Source organism: Latilactobacillus fragifolii (genome assembly GCF_905332535.1).
GTDB classification, from domain to species: Bacteria; Bacillota; Bacilli; order Lactobacillales; family Lactobacillaceae; genus Latilactobacillus; species Latilactobacillus fragifolii.
Genome location: NZ_CAJOCF010000001.1, coordinates 236,689 through 251,335 on the forward strand (window position 1 = coordinate 236,689; position 14,647 = coordinate 251,335).

16 protein-coding genes and 1 pseudogene are annotated in these 14,647 nt (G+C 41.0%); all 17 read left to right on the forward strand.

From position 1 onward, the window contains the following. The 17 genes and pseudogenes from fabF (at position 1) to J7Q78_RS01190 (ending at position 14,646) form a co-directional block, all read left to right on the forward strand. Complete coding sequence (gene fabF, locus J7Q78_RS01110) at positions 1 to 1,233, forward strand: beta-ketoacyl-ACP synthase II (protein WP_208422507.1); 1,233 nt, start codon at positions 1 to 3, stop codon at positions 1,231 to 1,233. Between the two features lie 3 nt (positions 1,234 to 1,236). Next, entirely contained in the window at positions 1,237 to 1,677 is a 441-nt protein-coding gene (locus tag J7Q78_RS01115) for an acetyl-CoA carboxylase biotin carboxyl carrier protein (protein WP_208422506.1), read from the forward strand. Between the two features lie 3 nt (positions 1,678 to 1,680). Next, positions 1,681 to 2,103 carry a 3-hydroxyacyl-ACP dehydratase FabZ gene (gene fabZ, locus J7Q78_RS01120; protein WP_208422505.1) on the forward strand — a complete coding sequence of 141 codons (423 nt, stop codon included), beginning with the start codon at positions 1,681 to 1,683 and terminating at the stop codon, positions 2,101 to 2,103. A 13-nt stretch (positions 2,104 to 2,116) separates the two neighbouring features. Further along, the gene (gene accC, locus J7Q78_RS01125) at positions 2,117 to 3,463 is read left to right on the forward strand and encodes an acetyl-CoA carboxylase biotin carboxylase subunit (RefSeq protein ID WP_208422504.1); all 1,347 of its coding nucleotides are present in this window, start codon (positions 2,117 to 2,119) and stop codon (positions 3,461 to 3,463) included. A 13-nt stretch (positions 3,464 to 3,476) separates the two neighbouring features. After that, positions 3,477 to 4,328, forward strand: coding sequence for an acetyl-CoA carboxylase carboxyltransferase subunit beta (locus J7Q78_RS01130; protein ID WP_208422503.1), 852 nt, complete (start codon positions 3,477 to 3,479; stop codon positions 4,326 to 4,328). Further along, positions 4,306 to 5,103 (forward strand): acetyl-CoA carboxylase carboxyltransferase subunit alpha, encoded by a 798-nt coding sequence (gene accA, locus J7Q78_RS01135; protein ID WP_208422502.1) that lies wholly within the window; start codon positions 4,306 to 4,308, stop codon positions 5,101 to 5,103. Before J7Q78_RS01130 ends, accA begins: the two co-directional genes overlap by 23 nt. A 22-nt stretch (positions 5,104 to 5,125) precedes the next feature. Next, positions 5,126 to 5,875, forward strand: coding sequence for an enoyl-ACP reductase FabI (gene fabI / locus J7Q78_RS01140; RefSeq protein ID WP_407929546.1), 750 nt, complete (start codon positions 5,126 to 5,128; stop codon positions 5,873 to 5,875). Beyond that, positions 5,875 to 6,624, forward strand: a complete 750-nt coding sequence (locus J7Q78_RS01145) for a biotin--[acetyl-CoA-carboxylase] ligase (protein WP_208422500.1) — start codon at positions 5,875 to 5,877, stop codon at positions 6,622 to 6,624. Before fabI ends, J7Q78_RS01145 begins: the two co-directional genes overlap by 1 nt. 5 nt (positions 6,625 to 6,629) lie before the next feature. Next, on the forward strand, positions 6,630 to 7,163 hold the full coding sequence (locus tag J7Q78_RS01150) for a biotin transporter BioY (protein ID WP_154241877.1): 534 nt from the start codon (positions 6,630 to 6,632) through the stop codon (positions 7,161 to 7,163). 369 nt (positions 7,164 to 7,532) lie between these two features. Further along, a pseudogene (locus J7Q78_RS09985) lies at positions 7,533 to 7,691 on the forward strand (WXG100 family type VII secretion target); the annotation flags it as partial. Between the two features lie 91 nt (positions 7,692 to 7,782). Beyond that, on the forward strand, positions 7,783 to 8,481 hold the full coding sequence (locus tag J7Q78_RS01160) for a hypothetical protein (RefSeq protein WP_208422499.1): 699 nt from the start codon (positions 7,783 to 7,785) through the stop codon (positions 8,479 to 8,481). Next, positions 8,481 to 9,173: a hypothetical protein gene (locus tag J7Q78_RS01165; protein ID WP_208422498.1), complete on the forward strand. Its 693-nt coding sequence runs from the start codon at positions 8,481 to 8,483 to the stop codon at positions 9,171 to 9,173. The genes J7Q78_RS01160 and J7Q78_RS01165 overlap by 1 nt, the downstream gene beginning before the upstream one ends. A 293-nt stretch (positions 9,174 to 9,466) precedes the next feature. After that, a complete protein-coding gene (locus tag J7Q78_RS01170) occupies positions 9,467 to 9,994 on the forward strand; it encodes a hypothetical protein (RefSeq protein ID WP_154241880.1) in 528 nt (175 codons plus the stop codon). A gap of 282 nt (positions 9,995 to 10,276) precedes the next feature. Next, on the forward strand, positions 10,277 to 10,567 hold the full coding sequence (locus tag J7Q78_RS01175) for a WXG100 family type VII secretion target (protein WP_154241881.1): 291 nt from the start codon (positions 10,277 to 10,279) through the stop codon (positions 10,565 to 10,567). A gap of 75 nt (positions 10,568 to 10,642) precedes the next feature. Continuing rightward, positions 10,643 to 13,915 carry a type VII secretion protein EsaA gene (esaA, locus tag J7Q78_RS01180; RefSeq protein ID WP_208423186.1) on the forward strand — a complete coding sequence of 1,091 codons (3,273 nt, stop codon included), beginning with the start codon at positions 10,643 to 10,645 and terminating at the stop codon, positions 13,913 to 13,915. Further along, complete coding sequence (locus J7Q78_RS01185; protein ID WP_208423185.1) at positions 13,902 to 14,390, forward strand: hypothetical protein; 489 nt, start codon at positions 13,902 to 13,904, stop codon at positions 14,388 to 14,390. Before esaA ends, J7Q78_RS01185 begins: the two co-directional genes overlap by 14 nt. Continuing rightward, positions 14,383 to 14,646, forward strand: coding sequence for a hypothetical protein (locus J7Q78_RS01190; protein WP_154241884.1), 264 nt, complete (start codon positions 14,383 to 14,385; stop codon positions 14,644 to 14,646). The genes J7Q78_RS01185 and J7Q78_RS01190 overlap by 8 nt, the downstream gene beginning before the upstream one ends. The last annotated feature ends 1 nt before the right edge of the window (position 14,647 follow it).

A 14,647-nucleotide genomic window follows, 5' to 3' on the forward strand; every position in this document is an offset into this window, starting at 1 on the left:
ATGACAAGAGTTGTAATTACAGGTATGGGCGTTGTCGCACCATTAGGCAACGATGTCAATACATGCATGCGCCGGGTATTAGCCGGTGAATTGGGCATTGGCCCGATTACGAAGTTTGACCCACAAGCAACCGGGATTTCGGTCGCCGCCGAAGTTGTTGATTTTGATGTCACCAAGCGAATTGGTAAGAAAAAAGCAAAACGCATGGATTTATTTTCGCAATATGCCCTTGATAGCGCCTTGGCGGCAATCGCCCAAGCGGACATTACGCCTGAAAACACCGATCCAGCTGAGATGGGCGTGATTTATGGTTCCGGAATTGGTGGTTTAACGACAATTCAAGAACAAGTAACGCGGATGGTTGAAAAAGGCGCCGATCATATCTCACCAATGTTCGTGCCCAAATCAATTGGGAATATGGCTGCGGCTAATATTGCGATTGAAATTGGGGCGCAAAATATTTGTACGACGATTGTGACCGCTTGTTCGAGTGGCGCCAACGCAATTGGTGAAGCTTATCGCCAAATTAAAGAAAATCGGGCCCAGGTGATGGTGACCGGTGGTTCGGAAGCATCGATCAATGAAATTGGGATTGGCGGCTTTGCTGCTTTATCCACGCTGTCAACTGCGACTGACCCCGCGCAAGCGTCATTACCATTTGATGCGCGGCGCCAAGGATTTGTGATGGGTGAAGGTGGAGCGACGTTGATATTAGAAAGTCTCGAACATGCGCAAGCGCACAACGCGACTATTTTGGGCGAAATCACGGGCTATGGGGCCAATTGTGATGCCTACCATATGACATCGCCTAATCCCAACGGGGAAGTAGCCGCCCGTGCAATGCAAATGGCGCTTGCCCAAAGCCAGATTACGCCAGCCGATGTTGACTATGTGAATGCGCATGGTACTGGCACGGTGGCCAATGAATTAGCGGAATCCGCTGCCCTCCAACGGGTTTTTGGCCCAGACAATAAAGTCCCAGTCAGCAGTACGAAAAGTATGACGGGCCATTTATTAGGCGCGGCTGGTGCTTTAGAAGCAGTGATTACTGTCGGGGCCTTAACGGCGGGAATTTTGCCGCCCAATGTTGGTTTACAAACCCCAGATCCAGCTTGCCAAGTCAACTTGATCAAAAAACCACAAGCAGCTCCCGATGCTCAATATGGGATGAGTAATTCATTTGGCTTTGGGGGGCACAACGCAGTTTTGGTGTTCAAGAAATGGAGCGATTAAGTCATGAAATATGATCAAGTTAAAGAAATGGTGGCACTATTTAACCAATCAAGTAACCAAGAAATGCAACTTGAAACAGCTGATATTAAATTATATCTCAATAAACAAGGCAGTAGTCTTTCAGGAACAACACAAGCATCAAAGTTAACAAAAATTGATTCACCTGAATCCGTTGAAAACGCACCAGCTGAAGGCAAGCCTGCGGAGACCGCGATTGAAGCCCCCTTAGTGGGCAGTATTTACCTGCAACCAGCACCTAGTGAGCCACAGTTTGTAACAGTTGGTCAAACCGTCGCCGTCGGGGATGTCGTATGTGTCATCGAAGCAATGAAGATGATGACGGAAGTTAAGAGTCCGGTTGCGGGGACGATTGCCGAAATTCTCGTTCAAAACGAAGAGTTAGTCGAATATCAACAACCGCTATTCAAAGTGAAAGAAGGTTAATTAATGTTAGATAGTACGCAAATTCAAGCCATTTTACCGCACCGTTACCCGATGTTGTTGATTGATCGGGTTCTCGAACACGAACCAGGGCAATATGCGCTTGCCCGTAAAAACGTTTCGATTAATGAAGCGGTCTTCCAAGGCCATTTTCCGGGCAATCCTGTTTTACCAGGCGTTTTTATTTTAGAAGCAATGGCGCAAACCGGGGCGATTGCCTTGTTGACGCTTGATAATTTTAAAGGCCGGACAGCTTATTTTGGCGGCATTAAATCTGCCAAATTTAGACAAGTCGTTCGGCCTGGGGACACCCTTGAAATTAAAGTGACCCTTGAAAAATTAAAAGATCGCATTGGCGTCGGCAAGGCCATCGCAACAGTCGAAGGCCAGAAAGCTTGTACCGCAGAATTGACGTTTATCGTTGAATAGGAGGCTTTAAGCGATGTTTAAGAAAGTATTGGTCGCCAATCGCGGTGAAATTGCATTACACATCGTCCGCACGCTCAAGGAAATGGCGATTCCTTCGGTTTCGATTTATTCGCAAGCCGATGCCAGTAGCTTACATGTCCAATTAGCGGATGAAGCCGTTTGTATCGGTGGTAATCGCCCGCAAGAATCCTATTTAAATATGCAAAATATTTTGTCAGCCGCAATCGGGACAGGCTGTGATGCCATTCATCCCGGCTACGGCTTTTTATCTGAAAATAGCCAGTTTGCCGAAATGTGTGAAGCGTGCGGCATTACTTTTATCGGCCCGACGAGTAACGTGATTGCCCAGATGGGTGATAAGAGTCAAGCTAAAATCAGTATGCAAGCTGCGGCAGTCCCATTGATTCCGGGAAGTGATGGGCCACTTACTGATCTGGCCCAGGCTAAACAAATTGCCGCGCAAGTCGGTTATCCCGTGATGCTTAAAGCAGTTGCTGGGGGCGGTGGTAAAGGCATTCGCTTCGTTGAATCGGCCGATCAATTAGCTGATAGCTACGCGCAAGCACAACTGGAAGCAGCTGGGGCCTTTGGCAATAATCAACTCTACTTAGAAAAAATTATGTTAAATGTTAAACATATCGAAGTGCAGATTTTCCGTGATCAGTTTGGCAATGCTGTCTATTTTCCAGAACGCGATTGTTCAATGCAACGCTTTAAGCAAAAAGTGATTGAAGAAACGCCGTGTCAGTTGATTACTGAAACAGAACGCCAACGATTAGGCGCGATTGCGCTCAAAGCGGCTGAACAAATTGACTATGTTAATACCGGAACGGTCGAATTTTTGATGGATGAGGCGCATCAATTCTACTTTTTAGAAATGAATACGCGTATTCAAGTCGAACATCCAGTCACTGAAATGGTCACTGGCATTGATTTAGTGCGAGAACAGATTAATGTGGCGGCCGGGTTACCATTATCGTTTAGTCAAGCGGATGTACAAAGCCGCGGCTATGCATTGGAATGTCGGTTGAACGCTGAAGATCCTGCCAATCATTTTGTGCCGTCTGCTGGAACAATCAATTATTTATACCTACCAGCGGGCAATTTAGGTGTACGGATTGATACGCATTTATATAGTGGTTATGCGATTTCACCCTTTTACGATGCGATGATTGCAAAGCTCATTACGTGGGGGGCAACGCGGGAAATTGCGATTGCCAAAATGAACCGGTTACTCAGTGAGTTGATTGTCTCCGGGATTCAAACCAACGCACAATTTCAACAAACCTTATTAATGGATACTGTCTTTTTAGACGGGACGGTCACAACGGCTTACTTAACAAATAAGGAAATCGACTAGAGGAGGGATTCGTATGCAGTTATTTAACGCTGTGCGAAATATTGGTAAGGCCCATCTCAAATATAATCAAGAAGCACGACAAAAGGTGCCTGATGGTTTGTGGCAAGTTTGTCCTAAATGTCAGCAATCAATCTATCATAAGGATCTTGGCCAATATCGGACCTGTCCATTTTGTGGCTATGGGTTTCGGACGGGCGCTAAAGAACGGCTCAGTTGGTTAGCGGATACGTTTGAACCAACAGCGCCCCTTAAACAAGCTGCCAATCCATTACACTTTCCTAAATATGGGCACAAATTACGGCAAGCCCAGCAAGCTACTGGCTTAGAAGATAGCATTTTGACCGGGTTTGCAACGATTGGCGCCCATCATGTTGGCCTAGGCATCATGGACCCTCATTTCATTATGGGAAGTATGGGCACACTGACAGGCGAGAAAATTACGCGATTATTTGAAGTCGCAACGGTTAAAAAATTACCGGTGATTTTGATCACTGCTTCCGGTGGGGCGCGCATGCAAGAGGGGATTTTTTCCTTAATGCAAATGGCAAAGACGTCGGCGGCGATTAAGCGGCATGCCGAACAGGGATTACTGTACATTAGCTTATTAACCGATCCGACGACTGGTGGGGTGACGGCAAGTTTTGCCACTGAAGCCGATATTATTTTGGCTGAGCCAAAAGCGATTATTGGGTTTGCCGGGCGGCGGGTAATTGAACAGACAATGCACGAACAGCTGGCACCAGACTTACAAGATGCCGAAACTGTGCTGAAAAACGGGTTTATCGATCAAATCGTTCCGCGTGCTGACCAAAAGGCATTTATTACGCGGCTATTAACGCTACATGAAAGAGGTGATTGCCATTAAACGCCAACTACAAACCGCTGCTAAAGTTGTGGCGAGTGCCCGGAGTAGTCAGAAGATAACAACACCAGCTTTAATCGGACAGCTATTTACAGACTTTGTGCCGCTCAATGGTGACCGTGTTGGTGGTGAAGATCCGGCAATTATTGGCGGACTTGCGTTATTTAACGGCCAACCAGTAACGGTGATTGCGACCAATAAAGGGACGACACTTGAAGAACGGATGGCATGCCATTTTGGTTGTCCAGAACCCGCGGGCTACCGGAAAGCATTACGCTTAATGAAGGCCGCGGAGAAATTTCATCGCCCAATTATCACCTTGGTAAATACTGCGGGAGCTTATCCTGGGGCGCATGCTGAAATCACCGGTCAAGGGATGGCGATTGCCAATAATCTCTATGAAATGAGTACCCTCAAAACGCCAATTATCAGTGTGATTTTTGGTGAAGGCGGCTCTGGTGGCGCATTAGCGCTAGCCTGTGGTGACCAAGTCTGGATGACAACCGCGAGTATGTATGCCATTTTGTCGCCAGAAGGTTTTGCGACGATTCTATGGAAGGATAGCCAGCGTGCGGATGAAGCCGCGGCGATCATGCAACTCACACCTGATGCGCTTCAAACAGCGGGGGTGATTGACGGGATTGTTGACGAACCCGATGAACAAAGCGTCTTTTGTCAAAATATGACGCGGATGTTGAGTGAGCAATTATCGCATTTACAGCAACTCCCGGTAACCAGTTTGTTGGCAAAACGCCAAGCGCGATTCAGACAATTTTAAATAAAAAGGACGTGTGTTCACCGTGTTAAATGGAAAGAAAATTTTAGTGATGGGTGTTGCTAATCAAAAGAGTATCGCCTGGGGTTGTGCACAAGCGATTACGGCAGCTGGGGGAGAAGTCATTTATACGTACCAAAATGACCGGATTAAAACGAGTTTACAAAAATTTTTACCAGCTTCCGCGTTATTGGTTGAATGTGACGTCAGTGATGATGCGGCAATCGAACAAACTTTTGCGACACTTCAAGCACAAGTTGGCAAGCTTGACGGGATTGTGCATGCGATTGCCTATGCTAATCGAGAAGAATTAGATGGCGCGGTTTATACGGCTTCACGAGCCGGTTATTTATTGGCGCAAGAAATTAGTGCCTATTCATTGATTGCAGTGGCAAAGTTTGGCCGGGCGCTTCTTAATCCCAATGGCAGTATCGTAACGATGACCTATTTTGGTTCAGAGCGTGCGATCCCCAACTATAACGTCATGGGGATTGCTAAGGCGTCGCTTGAAGCAAGTGTCCGGTATTTAGCGCGCGATTTAGGCCCAGATCAAATTCGCGTCAACGCGATTTCGGCAGGGGCCATTAAAACCCTCGCAGTGACCGGTGTTAAAGGATACCGTGATTTGTTGACGGAATCTGAAAACCGGACAGTCGATGGTCAATCAGTGACGATTGAAGAAGTCGGCAACGTTGCTAGTTTCTTGTTAAGTCCGCTAGCAAGCGGTATGACTGGCGATGTGGTGTACGTCGATAAAGGAGTTCATTTACAATAATGACGAATTTGATTCAGATTGATCGCCAGCAAATTGAAGAAGGATTGACGCCCGACCTGAAACAACGCCTATTGCTAGAAGTCCATGCAACGTTGGAATCCACTAATCATTACCTAAAACAACAGACGCCATTGATGCCATGGCACGCGGTGATGGCAACCCAACAAACAAGTGGGCGCGGCCAGCACGGCCATATTTTTAATTCACCACTTGGGGGGCTATATTTGAGTGTTACGGTGCCGTTTGAAAAAAATAAGTTAGTCAACGCTTTTCGCTATACAGCTGTCGCGGGAGTTGCGGTTGCTGAAACGATTGACGCAATGCTTCACAAACAAGTCCGGTTAAAATGGGTCAACGATGTCTATGATCATCAGCGAAAAATCGCCGGGATTTTAACAGAAGGGGTCCTTAATCCAGAGGGGACTTTGGCGGGCATTGTAGTTGGTGTCGGGGTAAACTTTGCCTCAACCATTGCAACCCAGCAAATTGGTAATTTAAGCCAAGCCGTCAACGCACACCAAGTGAATATCAACCAATTTTGTGCCGCATACCTTAACCAACTAGCAGTCGGATTGAGCCAAGCGGATGAAGTGATTGTTGATCGTTACTGTGACTGGTCGGCGATTATTGGCCGTCATTTGCAAAATGGTCTTGTTATTACACAACTTTTAACAGATGGGACGATCGTGCTAAGTAACGGGGCCCACGTGGCAGTCGGTCAAAAAATTAACTTTATGGAGGGGAGCTGATTTCAATGCCACAATCGGTTGCCAGAAAAGTTAGCTTAGTCGGGATGTGTTTGGCGCTATTGATCGTCAGCGCCCAGGTTAGTCTACCGATTTTGCTAGTCCCAGTGACTCTCCAAACTCTCGCGGTCGGGGTGATTGGGACTACCTTGCCATGGCAGTCCAGTCGGCTTGTTATCGGGAGCTATCTCTTGTTAGGCATGCTCGGTTTACCGGTATTTGCAAATTACGCGAGTGGTGCCGCAGTGTTAGTCGGGCCAACCGGCGGCTACCTGATTGGTTTTATCGCCTATGTGGCCATTGTTCATTATAGTCAGCAATTGTTTGGACAATCGAACTGGGTACTACTCGGCGGCAATGTGCTAGCAAGTATTATCCAACTTGGTTTTGGCACATTTTGGTTAATTTGGTTATTAAAATTGCCTATGATGGCCGGCCTAATGACTGGTTTTATGCCGTATTTTCCAATTGAAATGATTAAGTGTTGTTTGGTGGTGATGATTGCCAGTCGAATCAATCAAAAGCGTGATTTTAGAAAATAAATATTTAAATGAAAAGAATCATAAGATATGCTGTTTTGGGCTTATATATCTTATGGTTCTTTGTTTATAAAATAAAAAATAGTTTAAAATCGAGATTTATATTTTTAAACTTAAGTAAGTTTGAATCACTAAAATATAAGAAAAATGAAAATTAATTTAACTTGAAGAGTACGATTAAGGGGGATAAATTAAATGCTATTTGATAAAATAGAGTGAAATTAGTTTAAGGGGTTGCCATTAAATAGAATGTTTGATATTATACTGTATAAAGTTATATAAAAATAGTATAAACTTATAAACTATGGGAGAATTATTAGGGCAAATACAATTAAGTTATCTCAATAACAAGAAAATAGTCGTTCAAATTGGGAAGAGAATGCTTTTGATAAACTTGATCAACAATTCGAAGCTTTAAAACCAAAAATGCAAGATTACGCTCAATTAATGGATGATATTAATAATCAATTGAAGAAGGTCGCTAAGATCATTGAAAATCCTGACAACGACATTGCAAACCAAATTAACTAATCTATCAGTAGCTTAAGGGGCGGACATGTAAAGTTCACCCCTTTTTTATTATGGATGATATACAGCTGAAACGACATATCGGGAGAAAGTAATGAAGAAATATAAAGCATTAGTTTCAAGAGCTGAAGAGGCAATGACGCACGCACCAAAATCGGTGAAAGGTAAAAAAGTAAAACAGCTCTACAAACAATACCTGGCCAGTCAGTTAGCGGAAGCTAAACAAAAGGATTGGGATAAGACGGTTAAAGCAGTTAATGAGACTGCTGAAAATGATTCTGATTTCCTAACACGTTTAAAGAGCCAAGTATTGAGTACGGATACGGCCAAAGATGCATTACAGGAATTTGCACAACCGTGGATGTTGAAACAAACTCAAAATACGTTTAAAAGTGTCGCGAGTGCAAAACTTGGTGCAGGATTAACAGCTCGGGAAGCATATGGATCGGCACTAAAAGTATCGGCTGAAGCACGCGATGGCATCGGAAAATCATTCTCGGCTGGCGGAAAGTTATTAGGCGGAGTCGGGATTGCTTTAGATGCGAAAGGAGCCTATGAATCCGGGAAAGCGCAAGGATTAGACGATATTCATGCGGCAGAATATTCGGGGGCGAAAACAGCATCGAAAGTTGGTTTAACTTTAGGGGCGATGGCTCTACTAGCAGCAGTTTCTGTTACTCCTGTTGGCTGGGCGGCTGTTGGATTATCATTAGGTGTTTCCTTCGGTGTTGGGAAAATTGTAGATTATGGAGATCAAAAGGGTCTTTTTGATTTCACAAAAGGGGTAAAGTAATGAAATGGACTAAAATAGAGCCTGGGAGACATACGTTATCATTAAAAATTGATGGACTTCGTTATAGTTTGCTTGTTCGAAGTAGATGGTACGAGTTCTTGTTACCATTTAATATATCTTTATTGGGTCATGAAGTTGGTCGATATCAGGCACCTTTAGAAAGCCCTAAGAAGAACAGTAATTATTATTTCATAGGTTACGGGCTTGCAAGTATTCTTTCTGCATTATTAGTAACGCACACAGTCACCTTGGATCTTTTCTTAATGAATCTATTTAAAATCTTATTATACTTAGTAGGTCTAATATTAGTAGTTTTTTGGTTCAACCGAAAAAAGAAAAAGTGGCATAGAATAAATTTGAATACTTTAAATGCCCCCTTACCGGTTATTTATTTAATACCAGGAATAAAAACAGTGGTAATTATCATTTTAGGCACAGCATTTAATTTAATTGTTTCATATTTTATGTTAATTGATAGTTCAAATGTTGTCACAGATGATTGGCGTATATTTTTTGCAATGCCCTTGTATGGTGCATTTATGGGATTAATTGGTTTATTTAGTATTGTACCTGTCAGACAACTTTATAGAGTTCGTAAAATCAAATACCAAGGTCGAGAAATCACGGTACCTGAATTAGAACAAATTATTAAAAACTTGGAGGTACAACAAAATGACAAATCAAATACATAGAATAGAACGTACACAAAATTAGGATAGCTAAAGTAAATTCGTTTTGGCCTAGCTATTAAAACTAGCAGTAACGGTCGAGCTTATGACTGGTTTTCTGCCATACTAGCCAATTGCAAGAGTTGGTTGCTAGTTGCATATTAAAAATATAAAAGGGTTGTTAATAGTCAGCACAACGTCATAGATTGATTTTAATAACCACAAATGTTATATTTTTATAGTTTTAAAAAATAAAAAATTACATGTGAAGAATAAAGTTCAAAGACATATTGGCAAATTCAAACTGGAGGAAAGCAATGACTATAGGGAGTATAGCGGATTGGGTCGCGGCATTAGCAACGGTAGCAGCATTAATTGCAGCGATAGTTGCATATAGGGAAGCCCGTCGCGCAAATGAGATAGCGGTGGAAGAGTTGAAATTCCAAATTGAAGTTAGACCAGCATTATATTTTTCTTTGGGGACACTATTAAACGAAGAGAATAAACTTTGTGGTTACGAATTATTATGTATTAATAACGGAACTGCACCAGCAATTTTGAAGGATCAAACGCGCGAAAAATGTAAACAGCAAACTTTTTATACGCAGTTGCGAAAGATTGACGCTGATCTTAATAAAAAACTACTCAACGAAGTTGTCGTTAACAAGAATGAAGTTGTTTCATTATTTCACTTTGATTTATATTCTGCTGCCAATAAGTTTAATAGTGAACATTTCGTTGCTAATTTTTTAGAGAAATTTGCTGGAACAGAGCATAAATTAGCATTTAATATTATAGATGATGGTAAATATAAACGATTGACTTTAGAACATGAAGTCATTTAAGATAACCAATAAAAAATATCATATGAAACCATGAAAAATTATATTAATATAATTTTTCATGGTTTTTTTATTTATAAAAAAGAAATGTTGAATTTTCAAATGAAATAAAAACTTTATAAATAAGCATTTTAATCAATTTATATTTAATTGTCGCCCGCTAAATATAATTTATGTGAATGTAAATATAGATATTTTGTTACAAAAAATCTATTGTAATTATATTGTACATATGGTAAATTAATTATCGTTAAGTAGCTAAATTAAAACTAGGAGTGAATAACTATGGCGCAAATCTCAGTCACACCAGAACAACTTATGGAACAGTCAAAAGTATATCTTAGAGCTAAGGAAGGTATTGAACGGGAAATTCAAACCGTCAATGCAATGAACAATACCATCCATGAAGAGTGGCAAGGTTCAGCATTTGAGGCTTACTTGGAACAGTATAACCAATTATATGGTCAAGTAACAAAGTTTGAAGAATTATTAGAAAGCATTAACTCGCAATTAAACAAATATGCTCAAACTGTTGCTGAACGTGATGCACAGGATGCTAAGAGTTTTGGATTCTAAGAAAATATAACTGGGTTACTACTGACGTTAGCAATGTTTTGTGCTAACGTCATTTTATTTTGTGGAGGAAAGAAAATGAAAAAGTTAAGTTATGCCAAGATAATGCTGCCAATACTGATTGGGGTCATTGTGTTAGCTTGTGCATTGATTCGTTTAGGGGTCAATAATCAGCACATTCATCAATTGGATGGCAAACAAAAAAATACAATTCGGTATGTATTGGTTAATGAAGATCTCGGGGCTAAGTTTAATGGAAAAAGTATCCAGTTAGGTAGAAACTTTGTTAATTTAATTAATCAAGATACTGCACATTCATGGCAAGTTGCACCATTGAATGTGGCTGAAGCTGGGTTTAACAATGGATCGTATGATGTTGAAATTATTCTTCCGCAAAACTTTTCGCAAAAATTACTTAACTTGCAAAGTATGAATCCGCAAAAAGCCCAGATTACATACAAAGTACGGAAGGGGTCGAATGAACGGACGAACAAAATTGTCCAAGAAAAAGTGGGTACCATTTTAAATTCGTTCAATCAAAAAGTGATTAAGATGTATTTTTCAAGCGTCTTGGCTAATCTTTCTGAGGCACAACGAAATGTGACTGGGATTGTGACTGGGGAACAAGAAACCCAAGCCACGCTTTCCACAAACGTTCAAACCCCATTCAAATCATTACCAGAGAGTTTTACTGAAGTTATTAGTACGGCGGATAGTTTAAAAGGTCAAAACCAATCTTGGCAAGATCAACAAAATGAATTCAGCAAGAGTACGCAAGCGATGTTGGTGGATACCGGCAAGGATGTTAACGATAATGCACAAGCACTAACGAAATATATTGCGTTGTTGAAACAAATTAGTACGTTAAATGTCAAAAATGCTGATGCAGTAATGACTAAACAATCAGAAACCGATACTAAGGTCTATCGTGACTTTTATGACACGTATGAAAAGACGCGTCAGCAAAATTTTGGTTTATTAGAAACTAAACAAGATGATGAACAACCAGCCACTGGATTAATCCCTGATATGGAAATAATTGGTACGTCATTTTCAGAAGCGCAGCAAAAGAGAATAACTGATTTAACAACGCAGATTGCATCGTTGAATCAGCAAAAGAGTGATTTACAAGGGCAATTGAATCAGACTCAGGAACAATATTTTAATGGTAAGACGCCTGAAGAAGCGCAACCGGATGATATTAAAATATCAATAAAAAAGATGCTGCGTCATACTGTGACACCAAGTATCTTACCAGCAGAATATCTGGAAAATATTGAAGATGACAAAGATCGAATTACAACTGCGACCCCAGAATTAGTCACGACATTGATGAATAAGAATTTAATTGATGCGTCACAAGCCCAGGAATTAATGGCACAATATCGAATTGTTAATCAATATGTCAATAATGATCTGAAAAAGGCGTTGCCAAATGGTCAATTTACATTAATTAACGCTAAAGATGATTCAGAGCCAGGTAGTTATCAGGCCCACTTAAAAAATACAATGGTTATTCCAACAAATAACGAGGGCCGGCTGTCGTTAATAGCTAATCGTCCGAACAACCCAAATCAAAAATTGAAAATAATAAATATTGAAAATGTGGTACAGCGGATTAATCAGCAAATCAAAAAGTACCGCGGGATGGCAACTGCTCAACCAGATGGCAGTATTAGCATTGCTTTTAAAACACCGCGTAAGGATGATAAAGAAACGGTAATGATTCCAGAGCAGCTCAAAATTAGTTGCGATGTTGCCCTTCAATGGCAATTTAATGAAAAAGATAAGCAAAATGCTTACCGAACATTGGATTACAAATGGCAATATCAAGAAAAAAATCAATCAGCTGAAGTTCAAAGTACAGGTGAGTTAAGTTGTTTTGTTAATACGTACCAAACAGGAACTGCGTTGAAGAATGATATAACGCAGATTATCGGAACTTTCGACACGTTAGGTAAGCTAAGTCAACAGTTGGTAGCAGTGTTCGGTTCACCAAGTATCGATGCCCCTAATAATGCCACCTTAACAACAAGTAAGTTTGCTGCTTGGTTGGCGGGTCAATCGAGTAGTAATAAGTTAGCGGATATTGCTGCAGATGACTCGGTTTATAACCAATATGGGTATATCAGTCAAGATACAATTGCCGGGTACATGGTCGATGCGTACCGCGAACAAGGAACACAAGTATGGCAGGCAACAAATAATCAAATCAATAAGTTAGAGGCTACTTTGAATAGTGATGACGGGGCCTCGTTAAACGCTACTTTAAACACCCTGTTGGGGACGCCATCCATCTTATTAGATCAAAAAGATAAGATAATGGCATGGTATCAACATGCTAGTCGCACTTTAGACGAAACCTATAAAAAATGGCAGGATAATCCTAAAATTGCTGTTAATTATAAGCAATATGAAGGTAATGAAAGTGATGAGATTAATAATATTTATTACGATCAAACCGCTGGCGATGATATTTTAAAAAGTTTTGAAACACTCAATACCAGTTCTCAGGAACAAGCTAAAAAGACGGCCGAAGGTGCTGCTAAAGTCGAAAGCTTATCAGACGAGTTTCAAACACTAACCAAGACAACGAAAACAACGAATGAAACGGCAAGCAAGGTGCTCAAAGAAACCAATAGTTTAGTTGGCACCGTAACTAAAAAAACAAGTAATAACCAGTCCTATGCGAATAATTTTAAGAATGTATTACAAAATACGCATACCGGCGGGGCGGACAATCAAAATGTCTTCAATTTCTTAGCTAACCCCTTAACGAAAAAAGGGGAATATAAGGATGTTAGCCAGACAACATCGTCCATTCCGTATTTGATGACAGTTTTGACAGCCTTGATGGCATCGATTATTGCGTTTGGTTATGCGCGCAAAACGACTGCTAATAATAGCAGTGCATTGTTTAGCTATCTTTTATTAACCGTTTTAATTGGGGCGACAACGATTGCTAAATTGACCTTTGCACACAGCGGATCACGATCAGCCGTGAGCTGGTCAGGTTACACAATTATAATTAGTTTAATCATCGCGATGAATATTTATTGGGTTAGTCGGCAGTTTCCTAAAATTGCGCCCTATCTCTTTGGCTTTATTGTGGGCATTTACTTAATGTTAACGCCAATTCTAGGATTTAGTATTCAAGCGGGCACACCGTTAGCTTTTATATATCGCGTCTCGCCACTTCAAAACATTGAAAATAGTTTTGGTGCGTTACTGACAGGTAATCTAAGTCAGGTTGCCATGCTAGTTCTTAGCGTCCTATTTATAGGATCACTTATCATTAATATCTTAATTATTTTAGGTGAACGAAAAGAGGTGCAACATGTGTCGGATTAATTGGCTGCTGTTTTTTTTAATCATCGGCGTGACATCGACTGGTACTGTACAAGCTGCACCAGGGGAATTAAACGTAAATAATCAAGTGATTGAACGAAATGACGTTGGTAATCAGCAACAAGCTAATACAGCATATCGAACAATGCCGGATATGTTTTTAAATGATCGCAATCGAACTGTTAAACAGCAACAAACCGATAAACAACGGATTATTCAAAATGCACAACATCAGGTTTTTTCGCAAACAAGGACAACCAAAGACCATTCGCTACAAAAAAGTGTTGGGCAAAAAATTTCTTTCAACAAATCGCGTACAAGCACACAATCCGGCAGTGGAACAAAGAATCAAGAAGGTGTACCAGGTTGGATTAAATATAGTCTAATCGGGGTAGTGCTCATCTTAGCAAGCTTAAGCGGCGTTTATCTCGGTAAGCGCTATGCCAAAATATTTAAACGAGGGCGGAATAATGGCTAAAAAAACAACAATCAGTATTGAAATTCAATTCGGTGATTTGCGATTGGATTTACAAGTACCAAGATTTGTGACTAAAGAGCGTTTAGAAACGTTAATAATGATGAATGCCAAAGAGTTGCAAGTAACGTTCCCCCCATCTTGGGAATTGGTTTTACAAGGTAAAAAAGTGACGATAGCTAAGGATGAACTTCTTGCAAGCTATCCAATTAGTGATGGTGATCAGTTTAAAGTTCAAGAAAAAGTGGTAGGGGATTAAT

What these genes read in the sequence shown, in the direction of transcription:
- esaA (WP_208423186.1), top strand. Translation starts at nt 10,643, where the DNA reads ATGAAAAAGTTAAGTTATGCCAAGATAATGCTGCCAATACTGATTGGG.
- J7Q78_RS01130 (WP_208422503.1), top strand. Translation starts at nt 3,477, where the DNA reads ATGCAGTTATTTAACGCTGTGCGAAATATTGGTAAGGCCCATCTCAAA.
- J7Q78_RS01175 (WP_154241881.1), top strand. Translation starts at nt 10,277, where the DNA reads ATGGCGCAAATCTCAGTCACACCAGAACAACTTATGGAACAGTCAAAA.
- J7Q78_RS01185 (WP_208423185.1), top strand. Translation starts at nt 13,902, where the DNA reads ATGTGTCGGATTAATTGGCTGCTGTTTTTTTTAATCATCGGCGTGACA.
- J7Q78_RS01170 (WP_154241880.1), top strand. Translation starts at nt 9,467, where the DNA reads ATGACTATAGGGAGTATAGCGGATTGGGTCGCGGCATTAGCAACGGTA.
- J7Q78_RS01115 (WP_208422506.1), top strand. Translation starts at nt 1,237, where the DNA reads ATGAAATATGATCAAGTTAAAGAAATGGTGGCACTATTTAACCAATCA.
- accC (WP_208422504.1), top strand. Translation starts at nt 2,117, where the DNA reads ATGTTTAAGAAAGTATTGGTCGCCAATCGCGGTGAAATTGCATTACAC.
- J7Q78_RS01160 (WP_208422499.1), top strand. Translation starts at nt 7,783, where the DNA reads ATGAAGAAATATAAAGCATTAGTTTCAAGAGCTGAAGAGGCAATGACG.
- J7Q78_RS01165 (WP_208422498.1), top strand. Translation starts at nt 8,481, where the DNA reads ATGAAATGGACTAAAATAGAGCCTGGGAGACATACGTTATCATTAAAA.
- J7Q78_RS01150 (WP_154241877.1), top strand. Translation starts at nt 6,630, where the DNA reads ATGCCACAATCGGTTGCCAGAAAAGTTAGCTTAGTCGGGATGTGTTTG.
- fabF (WP_208422507.1), top strand. Translation starts at nt 1, where the DNA reads ATGACAAGAGTTGTAATTACAGGTATGGGCGTTGTCGCACCATTAGGC.
- J7Q78_RS01190 (WP_154241884.1), top strand. Translation starts at nt 14,383, where the DNA reads ATGGCTAAAAAAACAACAATCAGTATTGAAATTCAATTCGGTGATTTG.
- J7Q78_RS01145 (WP_208422500.1), top strand. Translation starts at nt 5,875, where the DNA reads ATGACGAATTTGATTCAGATTGATCGCCAGCAAATTGAAGAAGGATTG.
- fabZ (WP_208422505.1), top strand. Translation starts at nt 1,681, where the DNA reads ATGTTAGATAGTACGCAAATTCAAGCCATTTTACCGCACCGTTACCCG.
- accA (WP_208422502.1), top strand. Translation starts at nt 4,306, where the DNA reads ATGAAAGAGGTGATTGCCATTAAACGCCAACTACAAACCGCTGCTAAA.